Genomic DNA, 19,244 nt, shown 5'->3' with positions numbered 1-19,244 from the left:
GGAGACCTCCAACAGGTCTGTAGAGGACTGGAGACAAGGGCGGCCCCGGTTCTTTGGCGAGATGCGGGGGCCGCCCTTGGCGTAGCTACTGCTGGGGGGTGTTCAGGCGGCGGGCGACGGCGTCGAGCTTGGCGGTGAGGTCCGCGGCCGGGGTGGTGGTGAAGGAGTGCAGGGCGACGGTGGCGGCGATGATGACGTCGCACAGTTCGTCGGCGACGTCCGCGGTGGTGTGGCTGATGCCCTTGCGGGGGTTCTGGCCCGTCATGCCGATGTAGGCGGCGGTGGCTTCACCGGCTTCCTCAGTGACCTTCATCAGCCGCATCGCAGTCTCGTGTTCGCTGTGGCCGTTGGTGGTGTTCAGCACGGCGGCGATGCGGGCCGCGACGGAGATCAGGATGGCGCTCACGTCGGTTTCTCCTGTCAGCCGTGGTGTTCGTTGCGGGTGCGGGCGATGACCCCGTACGTGTTGGTGGTGGTGTTCTCCTGGCGGACCGGGCCGTTGTAGTGGTGGTGGTGCTCGTCGGGGACGGTGTCGGCGACGCGGGTGAACATGCGGGCGAGGGCGAGGATCGGCACGGCGATGACGGCCGGGGCGGCGCAGATCATGCCGATGACGGTCGGGTCGGCGTGCCGGGAGGCGACCAGGACACCAATGGCGATGAGTCCGGGCGGGACGGTGGACAGTCCGGCGGTGAGCATGAGCCGGCCGGTGTCCACGGCCCGCTGCGACATCGGCGGGGTGCCCTGCTGCGCGATGGGGGGCGTGTCGCCGTAGCGCGGAAGCGGGGTGTCGTCCCGGTAGGCGGTCGGCATGGTGGGGGCGGGCTTGTAGGCGTCGGCGATGATCCGGGCCGCTTCGGCGGCGGCCACGTCATCGCTCATCCGGACGCCCTGGTGGAGCGTCTCGGGGGTGGTCTCGGGGAACATGCGGAATCCCTTCGGGGCACGGTTCAGGGAGGAGCAGACACCCCCTGCTGGGGGCGTTGAGAGGGGGGTTTCGGGGGTCTGACCTGGGGTGCCTCCCTGCCTCCCTGACTGATCATTCATGCAGGTCAGGGGGAGGGAGGTGGGTCAGGGAGGGGTCCAGGGAGTTCTCCCTGCCTCCCTGACCCAGCACGGGTCGGCTCCCTGTCATTCGGAAGCGGAAGCGGAACCCTGTTCGTCGCGGTCGGCGAGTGCGCGGGCGAGGCGGTCGCGGCCGATGACCATGCGCCCGTCGGACTTGTAGGGCTCGGCGCCGGTGCCGTCGAGCACGCGCTTGAGGTCGATGAACGACCAGTTGCCGTAGGCGTCGGGGGCGAGGGCGGCGAGCCGCTTGAGGACTTCCTGGGTGAGCACCCGCGTGTCCGTGCCGAGGACGGCGGCGATATCTGCGAGCCGGTCGCGTTCCTCGGTGCGGTCGACGACGCGCAGGGTGGTGATGCCGTCCCGGAGCGCGCGGGCACGCGAGGCGATGGCTTCGGCCGGCTCGTCGTCGATGAAGTGGGTGCGGACCGTGATGGACGACTGACCCTTCGGCATGGTGATGCCGTCCGAGGCGACCACCAGCGTTCCCTTGTCGAGCCCTTGGCGGAGCATGTGCGGGGCGGCCCCGTCCTCAACGGCCTTGTCCCCAAGTGCCATCTTCGCTTGCGACTCGCTGCCCAGTACGAGGGAGGCGCGGGTGTGGGCGCCCTCGCGGACCAGCTTGGGAAGGTTCTGGTCGGTCGGGTCCTGGGTGCCCTGCCACATCAGCACGTCCACCGCGCGGCCCTGGTTGTGGATCGTGCGCACCGCCATGAAGTACCGGCTGGTGGCCTTGGACCCGCCGTAGGGGCGCTTCTGGTCGTCGATGGCCGGGCACATGAACGCCTTCTGTGCTTCGTCGACCAGCACGATCAGCGGCGGGAAGACCGCTTTCGGGTCGGTGAGCCGCACCTGGATCCGGCGGTTCATCTCTTCCACCGCGTCCTCGACCATCTCGGTCGCCTGGATCACGTGGTCGTCCGACGGACCCTCGATCAGCACGTCCGCTACGCCCTGGAACATGCTCCAGTCCCCGACGCCCTTGAGGTCGGCGATCCAGAACTGCACCGACCGATCCAGAGCCAGCCACAGCGCGAGCGCGCGCAGGGCGGCGGTCTTGCCCTGGTTCGAGCGGCCGGTGACCAGCATGTGGCGCTGGTACACGCTCAGCTCTGCCGCGTCCCCGCGCAGGTCCTGACCCCACGGGGCGCGGCCCTTGACGTAGTCGGCGGTCATGGTCTCGTCAGTGACCAGCGGAGAGGGGCCGATCGGCTCGTCCAGCGCTCCGGAGTCAGCGATCCACAGCCGGACCGTGCGGGCCGCCTCGGGGATCGTGATGAACACCTCGTGTTCGTGCCGGGTCAGGTTCTCGGCAAGCTTCCGGCGGCGCTGCTGCACCTCGTTCGTCGCCACCCCCGACGGGAGCGTGACGTCCACCTCGACGCCGCATCCCGCAATCCGGATCGGCCCGAGCATCGACGCGCCGGCGTCCCCCATGTCCTTGATGGCGTTGCGCAGCGCGGGCACCCCGAGGTCGCGCAGGGCCTTGACCACGATGGACGGGGTGATCGGCTCACCCTCGCTGGAACGTGCGTTGGCGGGCAGGGCCCATTGGGGTGCGGCCTGCTGCTTGCTGCCGACGGCCCACAGGGCGAGCAGGGCGAGGAACGGGGCGATCGTGAGCGCCGGGCCCCACACGATCTGAATGATGCGGATCAGGGTGGCGATGAAGTCGATGGTGGCGGCGAGCGGAGTGATGACGTCCGCCGGGTGCTTCGTGTTGATGGCCATGACGATCCCGAGGGCGACCAGCACCCCGACGCTCATCCCGGTGCCGACAGCAACGCCCTTGGCCGCTTCCACGGGCGAGTGGAGCAGATCCATGCGGCGGTGGTGGCGGGCCTGCCGGAAGCGCTGGAGACGCTCCTCCCACTCCTCGGCAACCTCCAGGTTCCCGGCCGCTTCGGCGGCCCGGATCATGCGCTCGTAGCGGGCCCCGGTCCGGCCGTCCCACGTGCGGCGGGCGACGATCCGGCCCCCGTTGAACGTGTAGAGGGAGTGCCGGGCGACCGCCCGGACCACGGTCTTGGTGTTCTCGTCGGTCGCGGCCGCCTTCACCGCGCGCCCGGAGCGCACCCACAACGGCAGCCGCGGGGCCGGGGCCGAGTCGGGGACGACCGTGAGCACGGTCGGGGCGTTCTGCCCGGTGGGCGGGTCGGTGGGCTTGTGGAGGTTGATGACGTTCTCGGTCATGCTGGAACTTCTCCTGACTGCCCCCGGTGCGGGGCGGGATGAAGGGGAGAGCGCGGGGCCGCCGTGTCCGTGGAAAGAGGCGGCGGCCCCGGTGTTGTGGCTGGTCAGAACCAGCCGGAAGACTTCTTCTGCGCCTTGGCGCGGGCGTACTCCGTGACGATCCGCTGACGCTCGCCGTACAGGGCCGTCAGCTCGGCCGTCAGCCGGGCCTCGGCGGCGGAACCCACGGAGTCCATGCGGTCCTCGGCGCGGCCAGTGGAGCGGCCCTGGTGGATGCTGCGGGCGCCGCTCGCCATGGCGCGGGTCATGGCGAGGCGTTCGCGGCTGGTCAGCGGCCACCACTCACCCCGGCGGACCGCTTCCAACTTGTTCTCGGTCTGGCGGATAGCGCGGTCCACGCGCTTGGTGTCGGGCTTGCCCATGTCAGGCGGTCCCTTCCGGGTAGGCGCACGGCACACAGGTGCCGAGCGCGGTGGGGATGACGTAGTCGGCGTCGCGCCGGCAGGCGGGGCAAGTGCGGCGGGCAGCGTTCGCTTTGGCGAGCGCCGCCCACCGCGCCGAGGTCATGGGCCTGACCGGTTTGGCCAGGTCGACGCGGTAGAGGTAGGCGACCAGCGGCGAGCATCCCCGCCGTCGGGGGCGTTCGAGCTGCGCGGCGACGTCCTGACCGCCAGGGCGCAGGCCACGGGCCCGGAGCTGGCGGCGGGTGGCCAGTCCGTCGGGGGCGAAGCGCCACCGGTAGACGGGCAGCGTGCTCATGCCGCGCCGCGCCGTCCGGGACGGCGGCCAGCCACCGACCCGAGCAGCCGCCCGAGGCGCGCCCGCCGGGGCCCGGACCAGCCGGAGCGCTTGGCCGCGTACATGGCCTCATCGGCACGGCGCAGCAGCGCGGACAGGTCCTCGCCCGGATGGTCACCGGCCCGCACCCACCCCAGCGAGACCGTGGTGTGGACGTCGGGGGCGGTGTCGACCGGCCGGGCCAGCACGCGGGCGAGGGTGTGCAGCCGGTCGGCCATCGTGCCGTCGCGGTCGATGACCACGGCGGCGAACTCGTCACCACCCAGGCGCCCCGCGACACCACCGGGGGCAGTGCCGTGGGCGAGGCGGGCGGCGACCGTGGCGAGCAGCACGTCACCGGCCGCGTGGCCATGGGTGTCGTTGATCTGCTTGAAGTGGTCGACGTCCGCCAGCACCACCACCGCGCGCTCATCGCGCAGCAGGCGGCGGGCGCGGCGGGTGAACGCGTCCCGCGTCCACAACCCCGTGAGCGGGTCACGGCGAGCCGTGGCCAACCGCGAGTGCAGCCACCGGGCATGGACTAACCACCCGGCAGCGGGCAGGGCCGGTAAGAGCGCGGCGAGGCTGCTCACGGCGCCACCACCCCGGCGCGTTCGGCGAGCAGGGCGTCACGCAGCATGCGGGCGTTGGCAGGCGAGGTACGCAGGGCCCGGCGGATACCCTCGCCGGTCACCTCAGCGTCCGCCCACCCGGCCGTCGCCTTCCGCGCCTCCGCCATGAGCTGTTCAGGCGTGCGGCGGGTGCGGGTCGACTTCGCGGCGACCGGGACACGACCCGTCGCCCGACGTCGAGGAGCCGACTCAGCCGGGACCGAACGAGCAGGCGGCGGGGCGATCGGCACCGGGCGCGCCGCACGGACCACGGCAGGCATCGGCTTCATACCGGCGCCCGACTTCCCCAGGTCGACCGGCGCCGGATCGGGCACCACCAGCCGCGTCACCACGACCGTGGGCGTGCTCGATACAGCCTGGTCAGAGGTAGACCGTTCTCGACTACTTACGGTCGATTCCTCCGCATTTACGACCGGGGCGGGAATCGCAGCGGCAGTGCCGAACATCGACGCAAGAGCAGCGTCCGCACCCTCCGTGACTCGCTGACGCTGCACGTCCAGCAGACTCGATCCCAGCGCCGCGTCTCCGACGCCGACCTTGCGGGCCAGACGCCACGACTTGCGCTCCGAGAGCCACTTGACCCGATCACTCGGGTGGTGGACGGCGCGAGCGCGGTGGTAGGCGAGGGCCTGCACGATGTCGGCGGTCCGCTGCTCGTGCTCAGCGTCCCGGCCGTCCGTGTGCACCACGATCCGCCGCGCCAGGAACGCCATGCCCTCCGCCGACACAGACATGCCCAGCGGAGTCAGCGCGTAGATCACGGTGCGGCCGGGGTCCGGCGCGGCCATCGCGCCCATGGAGGCGGCGGCGGCCGGCAGCGCCCACAACCCGGCGCGGATGATGCGCGGGGACGACTGCCCGAGCAGCGTCAGGCCGAGCAGGACCAGGGCGAGTACGGCCGTGGCGCCTTCACCGGCACCCAGGGCGCCCAGGGCAGTGCCGGTGCCGTAGGCGCGCCCGATGTTGCTGTACGTGCCGATCCCGCCGACCACACCCGTGGCGAGCATCGGCACGAACGCGGCGGACAGAACACCGACCTGCACCTTGTTCAAGGGACGACGCTCGCTCATGCCGCACCCCCGAGCGCCAGCACCACGGCGACGACCAGGAGGGCGCCGCCGGCGCGGGTGAGGTCGACTGCGCGGCGCAGGCAGGTGAACTTGACCACGGCCAGGCGAGAGAGGTTGGCGATGTCGGCGGCAAGATCCGTCGACAGGCTCTCGGTGATCTGCTCGGGGGTCAGGGTTGCCCACAGCGGGAACCCGTGACCGCCGTTCAGGTTGGGCCGCACCGACGTCAGCAGCACGCTCGCCGCACCGACCAGCAACGCCATGCCCAGCACCCCGACCACGACCGCCGGTGCGTTGAGCGGAAGGGCACTGCCGATCGTCCACGCGCCGGCCAGGACCGCGCCGACGAACGCGAGCAGCAGCGCGGTCTTGTTGTCCGTCCGCGAGATCTCCGCCCGTACCTCGGCGTGCGCGGCGGTCAGGGTCTGTCCAGTCGGGGCGCTCATGCGGCACCGCCGGGCAGGCTCGTGCCGGCCGTGCGGTTGACCAGGGCCAGCCGGGCGGCGAGCGCGCGGCGGCGGGCCCGCCGGATGCGGCGGGCGTCCAGCTCGGTCGGGACGCGGTCCAGGGTGGCGATCTGTGCGTCCAACAGGTCGACGTCCGCCAGGATGACGGTCATCTCCTGCTCGATCGCGTCCAGTTCCGCGTCCGTCGGTTCGATCCAGTCGGCGAACGCGGTAACAGCGTCCTGAACAGTAACGATGGGGTTCATGGGTCGTGGTTCCTCTCGCAGGGGTGAACGGCCCGAACAGCGGCCCCGGTGTTCCCGCACCGGGGCCGCACGCCGTTGAGGATGGAAGTGGGTTCAGTCGCGGTCGGTGTCGACCGGCTCGGTGACGTAGATGTGCGTGACGTTGCCGTCCGTCGTGGCCATGCACTGCCCGTCGGACAGCGAGACCGTCTCGGCACCGGCCGGGGCGTCCGCGAAGTCGTCGCCGTCGAACCCGAAGATCAGCTTTCCCATGCTGTTTCCTCCTGCTGCCGTCGAAGTCGGGAGGTCCGGCTCCCCTCAGCGCTGCACGTGCGAGACGTGCAGCGGAGGCAACCGGCCGCAGTCGCTGAGCTGCGGATAGGTCGAGTTGCGCTGTACATCACGCGGGGTCCCGCGTGGCCGCCTACTTGGCCGAGGAGAGGCGGCGTGATCCCCATTCAGTTGTCAAAGAACGAGCGCTGCCTTCGTACTCACCCCCTCGGGCTTTCCTCCGGACGCCGTTGCGGTACCTGTTTTACAGGTACCGCATGGGGGTCCGTCAAGTACAACGACGGAACCTCTTGGCTTCGCGCCGGGACTTCCTGGCGCACCATCAGAATCACCCCAGGTAAGGGGACTTGGTCACCCCCTACGTGGACACCTCAAGGACGTCTCGGTACCTTCAAGAGGTCCCGAGACGTCCCACCGGGGGTGCAGATGTCCAACGAACGTTTGCGGTCTGCTCTGTTGGCTGCCGGCATGACGATTCAGACGCTCGCCGAAGAGATCGACGTCAACCCGAAGACGATCGAACGTTGGATCACCAAGGGGAAGGTGCCGTATCGCCGGCACCAATACGCGACGGCGGCGGCGCTCAAGGTCGACGTGACGACGCTGTGGGATGACGATCGCGCCGTCGAGAGCGCGGCAGGCTTGACGAAAGCCGAGATCGTCACCGTCTACCCCCACCGGCACACGGTGCCGCCGAACCTGTGGCGCGAGATCTACGCACGAGCTGAGAACAACCTCGATGTCCTCGTCTACTCCGGGCTCTTCCTGTCCGAGGATCCTGTGTTCCTGGACCTCTTGAAGGAGAAGGTGAAGGGGACCACTCAGGTGCGCATCCTGCTCGGAGATCCGGACAGTGAAGCTGTTCGGCAACGCGGCATAGATGAAGGTCACCGCATCATGGACGGCAAGATCCGGAACGCGCTGGTGAACTACCGGCCGCTACTCAAGAGCCATCCGGAGATTGGGTTCCGGCTCCACGCGACGACCCTCTACAACTCGATCTACCGGTCCGATGACGAGATGCTCGTGAACCCCCACGTGTACGGCATAGGTGCCTACATGGCTCCGGTCTTCCATCTGCGACGACTACCGGGTGGCGGCCTGTTCGACACGTATGCGAATAGCATCGAACAGACCTGGGGAGGCGCTCGCCAGGTCACGGAACAAGACATCACGGGAGCTTGACCATGGGACGCATTGACTACCTGCACGACCCCGACGCTCCGCCGGCCAACTCGGTCGTGCCGTCCGTTGTGGCGTTCGTACAGAACGATGCGGGCCAAGTGCTCATGATCCAGCGGTCCGACAACGGGCGCTGGGCACTGCCCGGCGGCGGGCACGACGTAGGCGAGTCGATCAGTGACACCGTGGTGCGCGAGGTCTGGGAGGAGACCGGCATCAAGGCGGAAGTCATCGACATGTCCGGGATCTACACCGACCCCGGACACGTGATGAAGTACGACGACGGCGAGGTGCGGCAGCAGTTCAGTATCTGTTTCCGGGCGCGGCCGGTCGGCGGTGAGGTGCGTACGAGCGATGAAACGACGCAGGTCCGATGGGTCGACCCATCGGACCTGTCTAAATTGGACGTCCACCCCACCATGCGACTCCGGATCGAGCACGCGATGGACCGGACTCGCCCGACTCCCTACATCGGCTGACGCTTGGCGGCGGCGACTCGATCGAGCACACGCGAGGTGCTCGCCAGGATCTCCGGTTCGGCCCGGCGGATGAACGTACCGATCAGGCTTTCTGGACCGTACCGGCCCGCAATCTCGTTGATCCGGTCCACAGGATTCGTGGGAGCGCCGTCCGGCGTGGTGTTCATGTCGCAGTAACAGAGAGCGTCGTTCAGGTGCGCACTCTCACGTGGGAACTCTCCCTCCAGCTCCTCGCGCATCCCGCGCGCTTCCGCCTCCATCCACGCACAGGAGTGATGCGCCACCAGGCGCACGACCTGTTCGTCGGCGTTGGCAACGTCTCGCAGGTAGCGGGCGCCGTCGAGCGGGTGGAACCCTGTCTTGGCGAGGTCGGGCGCGTAGCCGATGTCGTGCAGCACGGCGGCAGCTTCCAGCAACTCGGCATCTTCTCCGAGGATGAGCGCGATGGTGCGGGCCCGCTCGGCCACTCCGAGGCAATGCTTCCAGCGACGCGGCAACGGGTCAGCCAGCAGGGACTCAGCCAGGGGATATGCCCACTCCGTCAGCTCCGACAAGCTACGAACGCTCCTCTCGATTCGGCACGGCGCGGACGGTCCGCACCTTGCCTTGTCCGGCACTCGCCAGCACGCCGGCGGCCTCCAATTTGTCGAGAGCCTTGGTCACTGTGGGGCGCGAGACTCCGAACCTGGTGGCAAGAACAGACGCACTAGGGAACGGTGCCCCGACAGTCAGGCGATCATCCGTAATGACGGCCGCGATCCGCACCTCAAGCGGCCGACGGTCCACTGCATCCCCCGGCCGGATCACCCCCCAGCGTCCACCGGGCACCGGCTCTGCGTCACCGTTCCTGCGAAGTACCTGGAACGCTCGGAGCACCACGCCACGGGAAACGTCGTACCTGTCCATGAGTTCCGAGACTGGGGGCAGTACTGCCATCTCCTGGTCATCGTCGATCTTGGCCTTCAACGCATCCGCGATCTGCTGGAAGGTCCCCCGCGGGCTCGCTGCCTGCGACACTCGCTCTCCTCCACTTCTTACCCCATCAATGGGGTAAGTGTCGCATTGATCAGTCGCCGAGTTGGGGCCTCCGGACGTCACTCGTCCCTGCATCCTGCTCCGCAGTCGGAGGCCTCCCGGGGCCCAGCAGTCGCCGATCGGGGCACGTTCGGCCACCCCAGTACATCCGTGCAAGCTGGTCGCCGCCTCCGATCAGCGCGCGGTCGGCTCCGTCCAATCGGCCCATATAGCGCCGATCTAGTGGCTAGAATTTCGGAATCACCAAGGGGGCTATATGAGCAGCACACCTAGCGCTACCGATGACGACGGCGGCTTGACGAAGGTACGAACCTCCGAGACCATTAACACTGGTAGCAACCAATACATCGCCGGACACTGGGTCCGTCCATATTCGATAAAACCTCGCCGGCCAAGCACGGATTCCGTGACCATTGTGGTGCTGATCGCAGGGAGCGCGATCTCTGCCCAGCTTGGCTGGAGATTTGATTGGAAGTTTCTACAGACCTGGGGCCCAGCGGTAGGACTCACCCTCATCGGCGCCCTTGTCGGATTCTTCATTCCATGGCTCAAGGAACGCCGGGAATACATGAAGAACCAAAATGCCAGCTTCAATGAGTCACTGAAGGCCCAGAAAGAGTACGAGCGTGAAATTCTTGAAAAACTCAAGAAGGAAACTGAGCTGGCAACACTCATGGGACTCAATCAGGGACAGATTGATAGATATCACGAAATTGTTACCGAACAAGCAGATAAGGCGTTCAAGTCCTCTCGAACCGCAATGGGGGTTGGGCTGCTCCTCCTTGTATGCGCCGCCATCGCCGGTGCCTACGTCCCACTAGAGCAGGTGCGATGGTTCATCGGCGCACTTGCGGCGTTCAGCACCATGCTGTCTGGATACCTCACAAAGACCTATCTGGCCTTGTATAAGGAATCCATCGGTCAGCTAAACCGATATTTCGACCAGCCAGTCCTAAACAGTCACTATCTGACAGCAGAGCGACTCGCCGAAGCGCTCGATCCCCCAGACGCGGTTGAAGTGCGACGGCAGATCATCAACGAAGTCCTCGCAGCTAGCTCCAAGGTTGGAACGCGGAACGTACAGCAGGAACCAAAGAAGTCGCGCAAGCGCGTGAAGCCGAGAAGGCCCACGGTCCCTAAGCAGGCTCCAACCTCAACCTCGAACGTTCAGTCCACCTGACTTGGATTATTGGACGCCCAACGGGCTGTCGCCATCCACAGGCAAGCAAGGACTTGGTCCGTCTCGGTTTGCGTCTCGTTCGTCACCATACGTCGCCGTCCGTAGCCGTTCAGTCTGCCCATGCGACCGCCGCTCTTGTACGGGTCTGAACGCCGATGAACGCGTCAAAATAGCTCCGTGGCGAGCCCGGACAAACCTGCAAAGGGGGCTACTCATCTTCGGCGATCGCCACAGCGTTTGACGGACCACGAGCACGCTCACAGGGCACAACGAGGGCACAACGGGGTCACGCGAGCTCAGCGGTAACCAACGCCAGCAAACGCCGTTGAGCCTGGTCAGCGGCTTGGCTTGACAGTCCCCGCAGTTGATGCACGAAGGGGCGGCACCCCCGCACAGGGTGCCGCCCCTCTTTTGTGTGCCGGGGCCGCCGTCCATCGGTCTTGAGGGTCGGGGACGGACGGCGGACCCGGGGTCCTGGGAGGCCGGGCGGCCTCAGCGGTGGTCGCTGCCCTCCGACTGGGTCGCCGCCCGGCCCGCCTCCAGGCGGGCGACCGGGATGCGGAACGGGGAGCAGGAGACGTAGTCGAGGCCCACCTCGTGGAAGAAGTGGACGGACTCCGGGTCGCCGCCGTGCTCGCCGCAGACGCCCAGCTTGAGGTCGGGGCGGGTGGCGCGGCCCGCCTTGGCCGCCGCCGCCACCAGGGAGCCCACGCCGTCCCGGTCGATCGTCTCGAAGGGGGACACCCCGAAGATGCCCTTCTCCAGGTACGCGGTGAAGAAGGAGGCCTCCACGTCGTCGCGGCTGAAGCCCCAGACCGTCTGCGTCAGGTCGTTGGTGCCGAAGGAGAAGAACTGCGCCGCCTCGGCGATCTGACCGGCGGTCAGGGCCGCCCGCGGCAGTTCGATCATGGTGCCGATGGACAGCTTGAGGCTGGTGCCGGTCGCCGCCTCGACCTCCGCGATGACCTGGTCGGCCTCCTCGCGGACGATCTCCAGTTCCTGGACCGTGCCGACCAGCGGGATCATGATCTCCGCACGGGGGTCGCCCTTGGCGTTCTTGCGTTCGGCGGCGGCCTCGGCGATGGCGCGGACCTGCATGGTGAACAGGCCGGGGATGACCAGGCCGAGGCGGACGCCGCGCAGGCCCAGCATCGGGTTCTGCTCGTGCAGGCGGTGGACGGCCTGGAGGAGGCGCAGTTCGTTCTCGTGGGGTTCCTGGCGGGACTCCGCGAGGGCCACGCGGACCGAGAGTTCCGTGATGTCGGGGAGGAACTCGTGCAGCGGCGGGTCGAGGAGGCGGACCGTCACCGGAAGGCCGTCCATCGCCGAGAAGAGCTCGACGAAGTCCTTCTTCTGGAGCGGCAGGAGGGCGCGCAGGGCCTCCTCGCGGTCCTCCTGGGTGTCCGCCAGGATCAGGCGTTCCACCAGCTCACGGCGGTCGCCGAGGAACATGTGCTCGGTGCGGCACAGGCCGATGCCCTGGGCGCCGAAGCGGCGGGCGCGCAGCGCGTCCTCGGCGTTGTCTGCGTTGGCGCGCACCCGCAGCCGGCGCTTGCGGTCGGCGAAGGCCATGATGCGGTGGACGGCCTCGACGAGTTCGTCGGCGTCCTGGGCGCCCGCGTGCATCCGGCCCTCGAAGTACTCGACGACCGGGGAGGGTACGACGGGCACCTCGCCCAGGTAGACCTTGCCGGAGGAGCCGTCGATGGAGATGACGTCGCCCTCCTCGACCACCTGGCCGCCCGGGACCGTCATCCGGCGGCGCTTGGTGTCGACCTCGAGGTCCTCCGCGCCGCACACACAGGTCTTGCCCATGCCGCGGGCGACCACGGCCGCGTGGGAGGTCTTGCCGCCCCGGGAGGTGAGGATGCCCTCCGCCGCGATCATGCCGTCGAGGTCGTCGGGGTTGGTCTCGCGGCGGACCAGGATGACCTTCTCGCCCGAGCGGGACCACTTCACCGCGGTGTACGAGTCGAAGACCGCCTTGCCGACCGCCGCGCCCGGCGAGGCCGCGATGCCCCGGCCGACCTGCTGGGTCTTCGCCTGCTCGTCGAAGCGCGGGAACATCAGCTGGGCGAGCTGGGCGCCGGTGACGCGCTGGAGGGCCTCGGTCTCGTCGATCAGGCCCTGGTCGACCAACTGGGTGGCGATCCGGAAGGCCGCGCCCGCGGTGCGCTTGCCGACCCGGGTCTGGAGCATCCACAGCTGACCGCGCTCGATGGTGAACTCGATGTCGCAGAGGTCCTTGTAGTGGTTCTCCAGCGTTTCCATGATCTGCATCAGCTGGTCGTACGACTTCTTGTCGATCTGCTCCAGCTCCGCGAGCGGGACCGTGTTGCGGATGCCCGCGACCACGTCCTCGCCCTGGGCGTTCTGCAGGTAGTCGCCGTAGACGCCCTGGTGTCCCGAGGCGGGGTCGCGGGTGAAGGCGACGCCGGTGCCGGAGTCGGGCCCCAGGTTGCCGAAGACCATCGAGCAGACGTTGACGGCGGTGCCGAGGTCGCCGGGGATGCGCTCCTGGCGGCGGTAGAGCTTGGCGCGGTCGGTGTTCCAGGACTCGAAGACCGCCTTGATGGCGAGGTCCATCTGCTCGCGCGGGTCCTGCGGGAAGTCCCGGCCGGCCTCGGCCTTGACGATCTTCTTGAACCGGGTGACCAGCTTCTTGAGGTCGGCCGCCTCCAGGTCCGTGTCGACGGTGACCTTCTTGGCGTCCTTGGCCTCGTCGAGGGCCTCCTCGAACAGCTCGCCGTCGACGCCGAGGACCGTCTTGCCGAACATCTGGATGAGGCGGCGGTAGGAGTCCCAGGCGAAGCGGTCGTCGCCGGCCTGCTTGGCCAGGCCCTGGACCGATTTGTCGGAGAGGCCGATGTTCAGGACCGTGTCCATCATGCCGGGCATGGAGAACTTGGCGCCGGAGCGGACCGAGACCAGCAGGGGGTTGTCGGCCTGGCCGAGCTTCTTGCCCATGCGGCCTTCGAGGGCGTCGAGGTGCGCACTCACCTCGTCACGCAGTGCCGCGGGCTCCGTGCCGCTCTCGAGGTAGACCTTGCAGGCCTCCGTCGTGATGGTGAAGCCGGGGGGAACGGGGAGTCCCAGGTTCGTCATCTCGGCGAGGTTCGCGCCCTTGCCACCGAGGAGGTCCTTGAGGTCCTTGTTTCCCTCGGTGAAGTCGTAGACGAACTTCGCTGCGTGGGGTTCTTTGTTTTCCGACACGGGTCTCGACTCCCTCGAGGACGCGGTGGCTGCCCTGACGGCGAGGAACATACCCAGATCGAAGGCGTCTGGGTACGTCTACTTGCGTGTCATGCGCCCGTAACCGGTCGTCCGCCAGTGGATTGAAAGTCAAGGCTTGGCAAGCCGTAGGCCGATTGTGTTTTCACTTCTTGAACGCATCATCGCACTTCGCCGCACGATTTCGCTCATCTGAGCGACCATCCCGCACGTATGATTTCGATCGATGAACGATCAAGGGGTGGCACCCAGTGCCACCCCTTGGAGAAGTGCAGTCGCCCATGATCCGCTCATCTGAGCGCAACCCTCATCAGGGGTGGCGAGAATCACGCTGCCACACACCGCCGCGGTTCACCATGCGGACAGCGGAACGGAACCGAAACGCACCGGTCACACGCCCAGCGCCAGCAGCCGTTCCTCCACCCGCTCCGGGGCGTACAGCTGCGCCACGACCATCAGCCCGGCGCCGACCAGTGCCGCCCGCTCCTCCAGTCGTGAGGTGACGACCTCCAGGTGGGCGGTGGAGCGGGGCAGCGCCCGCTGGTACAGCAGCTCCCGCACCCCGGTGAGGAACGGGGTGCCCGCCAGATCGCCGGCGATCATCAGCACCCCGGGGTTGAGCAGGGTGACGACCGTCGCCAGCACGTCCCCCACCTGACGCCCGGCCTCCCGCGCCAGCGCCGCCGCCTGCGGATGGCCCGCGGCGAGCAGATCGCGCACGTCCGAGCCCGAGGCCGCCGGCACCCCCGCCTCCGCCAGCCGCCGGGCCACCGCGCCACCGCTGGCGACGGCGGCGAGGCAGCCGTACGACCCGCAGCGGCACTGCGCCTCGGTGCCCACCCGGATGTGGCCGATGTCCCCGGCGCCGCCGTCGACGCCCCGGAAGACGGCGCCGTCGACCACGACCCCGGCGCCGATGCCGGTCGAGACCTTCACCAGGACGAACGCCGAGCAGTCGGGGTGTCCGGTGCGCTGCTCGCCGTAGGCCATCAGGTTCGCGTCGTTGTCCACCACGACCGGGACCGCGGGCGCGCCGGTGTGCTGCGTGAACGCCCTGGCCAGCCGTCCCCGTATGTCGTAGCCGTCCCAGCCCGGCATGATCGGGGGCTGCACGACCCGGCCGGTCTCCGTGTCGACCGGGCCCGGTACCGCGAGGCCGATCCCGCAGACCTCGTCCGCGCGGTGACCGGTCTTCGTCAGCAACTCGGCGAACCAGTGGCCGAGTTCGGGGAGCACCGCCTCCGGTCCCTCCTGGATGACCAGGGTGCCGGAGTGCTCCGCGAGGATCTCGCCGCTCAGCGAGAGCACGGCGGCCCGGGCGTGACGGGTCTCCAGGTCGGCGGCGAGCACCACCGCGTGCGAGTCGTCGAACTCGAGGGTGATGGAGGGGCGTCCGCCGAGCGGCGAGTCGACCGGGCCGCCGGCGCCCTCGCGCAGCCATCCCGCGCGGAACAGCCGGTCCAGGCGCTGCCCGACGGTCGCGCGGGAGAGTCCGGTCGCCTGCTGGAGCGCGCCGCGCGTCACGGCCCGCCCGCTGCGCACCAGTTCGAGCAGTTCGCCCGCGTTCGCCTGCCCGCCGCCCCTGCCGGTTCTCCCCGGACGTCCGGTCATGCGCACCCCCTTGTGTTTCTCAAGCTTGCATTACATATTGAGTTTTGCGTGTTAAATAGACGTAACCCTACGGTAGCCACAGCCAAACCCGGTCGGCCGGACGTCTTCGGGGAGTCCCGAGTGGATCGCACTGCCCAGCTCACCGCCCATGCGCCTGATCGCGAGATCGCATACGATCCACCGTCCACCCTGCCGAACGGCCCGACGTCCCTGCACGTCACGGCCGCGCACGTGCTCGACGCGAACTGGACCGGCACATCGACCGTGCCCTCCCGGCGGCTGTATCCGCACCAGTGGTCCTGGGACTCGGCGTTCGTCGCGATCGGGCTGCGGCACCTGTCGCCGCTGCGCGCGCAGACGGAGCTGGAGACGCTGCTGGCCGCCCAGTGGGCCGACGGGCGGATCCCGCACATCGTGTTCAACCCCTCCGTACCCCTCGACGCGTACTTCCCGAGCCCCGACTTCTGGCGCTCCTCGACCGCGGGCCGCGCCGCGGGCGCCCCGCGCACCGTACAGACCTCCGGGATCGTGCAGCCACCGGTGCACGCGCTGGCCGCCTGGCTGGTGCACCTGGCCGACCCGGGCCTGTCCCGGGCGCGCGGCTTCCTGGCCGGTGCCTACCCGCGGCTCGCCGCCTGGCACCGCTATCTGCTGCACCGGCGGGACCTGGGCGGCGGCGGGCTGGTCTCGGTCGTCCACCCCTGGGAGCAGGGGATGGACAACAGCCCCTGCTGGGACGCGCCCCTCGCCCGCGTCGTCCCGGCCCCGGCGCGCTCCTTCCGCCGGGCCGACCTGGACCACGGCGCCCCCGAGGACCGGCCGACGGACCTGGACTACGGGCGGTACGTGCGGCTCGCGGCCGACTACCGGGACGCCGGGTACGCGGACCACGGGCGGGAGTTCGCCGTCGAGGACCCCGCGTTCAACGCGCTGCTCGTCGCCTCCGAGCACGCCCTCGCCCGGATCGCGCGGGAGCTGGGGGCGACCGGCACGGCACGGCACGCGCGGGCCGAGCGGCTGACGGCGGCCCTGGTGGACCGGCTGTGGGACCCGGAGCGGGAGATCTTCCTCTGCCGGGACCTGCGGGGCGACGGCGGCCTGATCCCCGAGCGCTCGGTCTCCGGGCTGGTCCCGCTGCTCCTGCCCGAACTGCCGGCCGAGACCGCCGCCGCGCTGGTGCGGACCCTGACCGGCCCGCACTTCGGCACCGCCACCCGTCTGGTCCCCAGCTACGACCTGCTCGGCGAGGCCTTCGACCCGCACCGCTACTGGCGCGGGCCCGCCTGGTTCAACACCGGCTGGCTGCTGGAGCGGGGGCTGCGCGAACACGGCGAGCGGGAGCGGGCGGACGCGCTCGCCGAGGCACTCGTGGAGACCGCCGGCGCGAGCGGGTTCGCCGAGTACGTCGACCCGGGCACCGGCGAGGCGTGCGGCGCGACCGGCTTCAGCTGGACGGCGGCACTCGCCCTCGACCTGCACCACAGTACGAAGCGCCCGAAACACCTGAAACAGTCAACACCTTCTAAAAATTGACAAGACCTGACAAAACGACGTGTCTTCGTCGTGGGTGGCACGTTCGACCTGGGTGACAAAGGAGGGGACCGGGGATGACGGACCGGCATCACCTGCTCGTGCACGGCGAGACCTTCGCCGCCGTGGACGACCGCGGCGACATCAGCGGCGTCCGGGGCGGCGGCTCCCCGGACGGGTTGTTCGTACGGGACGCCCGGCACCTCAGCCGCTGGCAGCTGACGGCCGACGGGGCGCTGCCCGAGGTGCTCACCCCGGTCGCCGACGGGGACGGCGCGCACTGCGTGCTGGTGCCGCGCGGCGGCCGCCAGGAACCGCCCGCGCACACGCTGTTCCGGGAACAGGCCGTCGGGGACGGCGCGTTCGTCGAGTCGCTGCGGGTCACCAGCAACCGCCCCGTGCCCACCACGATCCGGCTCGCGATCACCGCCGACGCCGACTTCACCGACCAGTTCGAACTCCGCGCCGACCACCGCACCTACACCAAGTCCGGTGCGGTGCGCTCCCGTCAGATCCTCGACGACGGGCTGGAGTTCGGCTACCGGCGGGGCGAATGGCGGTCGTGCACGACGATCACCGCCGACCCGGCGCCGGACGCCGTGGAGGAGACCGGCACCGGGGCCCGGCGGATGGTGTGGACGCTGGAGCTGGCGCCGTACGGCACGACCGAGCTGCTCGTCCGGGTGATCGGGCGCCCGCACGGCGACCGGCGGGCGCTGCGCGTACCCCGCGACCCGGCCGCACTCAACGAGCAACTCCTGGCCGAGGAGGGCGAGTTCGTGGAGGGCGTGGCCTTCCCGACCGGCTGGCCGGAGTTGGCGGCGGCCTGTGCCCGCGGCCTCGCCGACCTCGCCACGCTCCAGGTGCCGGCCACCGGGCCGGACGGGGAGCAGCTCCGGGTCCCCGCCGCGGGCGCCCCCTGGTTCCTCACCCTGCTCGGCCGCGACGCCCTGCTCACCTCCCTGTTCGCCCTCCCCTACCGCCCGCAGCTGGCCGCCGCCACCCTGCCGGCGCTCGCCGCCACCCAGGCGACCGAGACCGGCGCGCACTCGGTGGCCCAGCCCGGGAAGATCGTCCACGAGGTGCGGCACGGGGAGCTGGCCCACTTCGGGCAGGTGCCGTACGGGCGGTACTACGGGTCCGTCGACGCGACCCCGCTCTTCCTGATCCTGCTCGGCGCGTACGTGGAGCGCACCGGGGACCTCGCGACCGCCCGGCGGCTGGAGCGCCACGCGCGCGCGGCCGTCGGCTGGATGCTCGACCACGGCGGGCTCACCTCGCGCGGCTACCTCGTCTACCGCGCGGACAAGGGCGGGCTCGCCAACCAGAACTGGAAGGACTCCCCCGGCGCGATCTGCTCCGCCGACGGCAGCCGGCCGGTGGGGACCGTGATGGCGGCGGGCGCGCAGGGGTACGCGTACGACGCGTTGCGGCGGACGGCGTGGGTGGCGCGGACCGTGTGGGCCGACGAGACGTACGCGGCGCTCCTCGAACAGGCGGCCGCCGACCTGCGGGACCGGTTCCAGCAGGACTTCTGGATGCGGGAGGCCGGGTTTCCCGCGCTCGCGCTGGACGGGGAGGGGCGGCAGGTCGACGCGCTCGCCTCGGACGCGGGGCACCTGCTGTGGTCGGGGCTGCTCGACAAGGAGTACGGGGAGCAGGTCGGGCGGCGGTTGCTGGAGCCGGACTTCTTCTCCGGGTGGGGGGTGCGGACGCTGGCCGCGGGGCAGCCGGCCTACCACCCGTTGTCGTACCACCGGGGGTCGGTGTGGCCGCACGACAACGCGCTGATCGCGCTGGGGCTGGCGCGGTACGGACTGCACGACGAGGCCCGTACCGTGGCGCACGGGCTGGTGGACGCGGCGACCGCGGGCGGCCACCGGCTGCCGGAGGTGCTGGCCGGGTACGGGCGCCGGACGCATCCGGAGCCGGTGCCCTATCCGCACGCGTGCGCGCGGGAGTCGCGGTCGGCGGCGGCTCCGTTGGCGCTGTTGACCGCGGTGGGCGGTGCGTAGGACGTCCGTGCGGGCGTTGGTCGGTATGCGTTTGCCCGGTGTTTGCCGAAGGTCCTGAACCGGGGTCTTCCGCGAGCCGTACGGAACGTCGGCGGGTCCAGGCCTCCCCAGCGTTGACCCGCCCTCTCCGTCTCACGGGTCGCGCACGGAAGGACCTCCGGGTTGCCTCAGCACACGAGCACACGCCAGTCATCAAGCACGGCCGGGGAGCCCGGGGCTGAGGTCGAGGCCGAGCAGGCCGAGGAGACCCCGAGGGCCCCCG

Annotated in this window: 19 protein-coding genes; 5 read left to right on the top strand and 14 right to left on the bottom strand. The window is 69.6% G+C overall.

Annotated features, from left to right (window positions below; translation table 11 throughout):
• Nucleotides 1–85: 85 nt before the first annotated feature.
• From AB0G52_RS24280 to AB0G52_RS24235, 10 genes are all read right to left on the bottom strand, one after another.
• Nucleotides 86–406 (bottom strand): MazG-like family protein, encoded by a 321-nt coding sequence (locus AB0G52_RS24280; RefSeq protein ID WP_361338521.1) that lies wholly within the window; start codon nucleotides 404–406, stop codon nucleotides 86–88.
• 14 nt (nucleotides 407–420) lie between these two features.
• Nucleotides 421–927, bottom strand: a complete 507-nt coding sequence (locus AB0G52_RS24275) for a hypothetical protein (RefSeq protein ID WP_361338518.1) — start codon at nucleotides 925–927, stop codon at nucleotides 421–423.
• A 204-nt stretch (nucleotides 928–1,131) separates the two neighbouring features.
• The gene (locus AB0G52_RS24270; RefSeq protein WP_361338515.1) at nucleotides 1,132–3,258 is read right to left on the bottom strand and encodes an FtsK/SpoIIIE domain-containing protein; all 2,127 of its coding nucleotides are present in this window, start codon (nucleotides 3,256–3,258) and stop codon (nucleotides 1,132–1,134) included.
• Between the two features lie 104 nt (nucleotides 3,259–3,362).
• The gene (locus tag AB0G52_RS24265; protein WP_361338512.1) at nucleotides 3,363–3,680 is read right to left on the bottom strand and encodes a hypothetical protein; all 318 of its coding nucleotides are present in this window, start codon (nucleotides 3,678–3,680) and stop codon (nucleotides 3,363–3,365) included.
• A gap of 1 nt (nucleotide 3,681) precedes the next feature.
• On the bottom strand, nucleotides 3,682–4,017 hold the full coding sequence (locus AB0G52_RS24260; protein ID WP_361338509.1) for an RRQRL motif-containing zinc-binding protein: 336 nt from the start codon (nucleotides 4,015–4,017) through the stop codon (nucleotides 3,682–3,684).
• Nucleotides 4,014–4,628, bottom strand: coding sequence for a GGDEF domain-containing protein (locus tag AB0G52_RS24255; RefSeq protein WP_361338506.1), 615 nt, complete (start codon nucleotides 4,626–4,628; stop codon nucleotides 4,014–4,016). The genes AB0G52_RS24260 and AB0G52_RS24255 overlap by 4 nt, the downstream gene beginning before the upstream one ends.
• Complete coding sequence (locus tag AB0G52_RS24250; protein ID WP_361338503.1) at nucleotides 4,625–5,737, bottom strand: conjugal transfer protein; 1,113 nt, start codon at nucleotides 5,735–5,737, stop codon at nucleotides 4,625–4,627. Before AB0G52_RS24250 ends, AB0G52_RS24255 begins: the two co-directional genes overlap by 4 nt.
• The gene (locus tag AB0G52_RS24245; protein ID WP_361338500.1) at nucleotides 5,734–6,183 is read right to left on the bottom strand and encodes a Pycsar system effector family protein; all 450 of its coding nucleotides are present in this window, start codon (nucleotides 6,181–6,183) and stop codon (nucleotides 5,734–5,736) included. Before AB0G52_RS24245 ends, AB0G52_RS24250 begins: the two co-directional genes overlap by 4 nt.
• The gene (locus tag AB0G52_RS24240; protein WP_361338497.1) at nucleotides 6,180–6,449 is read right to left on the bottom strand and encodes a DUF6284 family protein; all 270 of its coding nucleotides are present in this window, start codon (nucleotides 6,447–6,449) and stop codon (nucleotides 6,180–6,182) included. The genes AB0G52_RS24245 and AB0G52_RS24240 overlap by 4 nt, the downstream gene beginning before the upstream one ends.
• 93 nt (nucleotides 6,450–6,542) lie before the next feature.
• Nucleotides 6,543–6,701 carry a hypothetical protein gene (locus AB0G52_RS24235; protein ID WP_361338494.1) on the bottom strand — a complete coding sequence of 53 codons (159 nt, stop codon included), beginning with the start codon at nucleotides 6,699–6,701 and terminating at the stop codon, nucleotides 6,543–6,545.
• A 486-nt stretch (nucleotides 6,702–7,187) separates the two neighbouring features.
• Here AB0G52_RS24235 and AB0G52_RS24230 point away from each other — a divergent pair, with 486 nt between their 5' ends.
• Nucleotides 7,188–7,904: an XRE family transcriptional regulator gene (locus AB0G52_RS24230; protein ID WP_361338491.1), complete on the top strand. Its 717-nt coding sequence runs from the start codon at nucleotides 7,188–7,190 to the stop codon at nucleotides 7,902–7,904.
• Between the two features lie 2 nt (nucleotides 7,905–7,906).
• Complete coding sequence (locus AB0G52_RS24225; protein WP_361338488.1) at nucleotides 7,907–8,380, top strand: NUDIX domain-containing protein; 474 nt, start codon at nucleotides 7,907–7,909, stop codon at nucleotides 8,378–8,380.
• Here the strand turns inward: AB0G52_RS24225 and AB0G52_RS24220 are convergent.
• A complete protein-coding gene (locus AB0G52_RS24220; protein ID WP_361338486.1) occupies nucleotides 8,368–8,934 on the bottom strand; it encodes an HD domain-containing protein in 567 nt (188 codons plus the stop codon). The genes AB0G52_RS24225 and AB0G52_RS24220 overlap by 13 nt on opposite strands.
• 1 nt (nucleotide 8,935) lies before the next feature.
• A complete protein-coding gene (locus AB0G52_RS24215; RefSeq protein WP_361338483.1) occupies nucleotides 8,936–9,397 on the bottom strand; it encodes a GntR family transcriptional regulator in 462 nt (153 codons plus the stop codon).
• A 424-nt stretch (nucleotides 9,398–9,821) separates the two neighbouring features.
• Between AB0G52_RS24215 and AB0G52_RS24210 the strand changes: the two genes are divergently transcribed.
• Nucleotides 9,822–10,595, top strand: a complete 774-nt coding sequence (locus AB0G52_RS24210) for a hypothetical protein (protein WP_361338480.1) — start codon at nucleotides 9,822–9,824, stop codon at nucleotides 10,593–10,595.
• A 492-nt stretch (nucleotides 10,596–11,087) separates the two neighbouring features.
• On the opposite strand, the gene ppdK is transcribed toward AB0G52_RS24210, so the two are convergent.
• Nucleotides 11,088–13,808, bottom strand: coding sequence for a pyruvate, phosphate dikinase (gene ppdK / locus AB0G52_RS24205; RefSeq protein WP_361338477.1), 2,721 nt, complete (start codon nucleotides 13,806–13,808; stop codon nucleotides 11,088–11,090).
• A gap of 408 nt (nucleotides 13,809–14,216) precedes the next feature.
• The gene (locus AB0G52_RS24200) at nucleotides 14,217–15,437 is read right to left on the bottom strand and encodes an ROK family protein (protein ID WP_207921616.1); all 1,221 of its coding nucleotides are present in this window, start codon (nucleotides 15,435–15,437) and stop codon (nucleotides 14,217–14,219) included.
• Nucleotides 15,438–15,557: 120 nt separating this feature from the next.
• On the opposite strand from AB0G52_RS24200, the gene AB0G52_RS24195 reads away from it, so the two are divergent.
• Both AB0G52_RS24195 and AB0G52_RS24190 read left to right on the top strand, forming a co-directional pair.
• Nucleotides 15,558–16,970: a trehalase family glycosidase gene (locus AB0G52_RS24195; protein ID WP_361338473.1), complete on the top strand. Its 1,413-nt coding sequence runs from the start codon at nucleotides 15,558–15,560 to the stop codon at nucleotides 16,968–16,970.
• Between the two features lie 74 nt (nucleotides 16,971–17,044).
• On the top strand, nucleotides 17,045–18,982 hold the full coding sequence (locus AB0G52_RS24190) for a glycogen debranching N-terminal domain-containing protein (protein WP_361338470.1): 1,938 nt from the start codon (nucleotides 17,045–17,047) through the stop codon (nucleotides 18,980–18,982).
• The last annotated feature ends 262 nt before the right edge of the window (nucleotides 18,983–19,244 follow it).

Source organism: Streptomyces sp. NPDC021562 (assembly GCF_040640875.1).
GTDB lineage: Bacteria > Actinomycetota > Actinomycetes > Streptomycetales > Streptomycetaceae > Streptomyces.
Note: the sequence above shows the minus strand (reverse complement) of the source record. Positions and strands in the feature narration are given on the sequence as shown.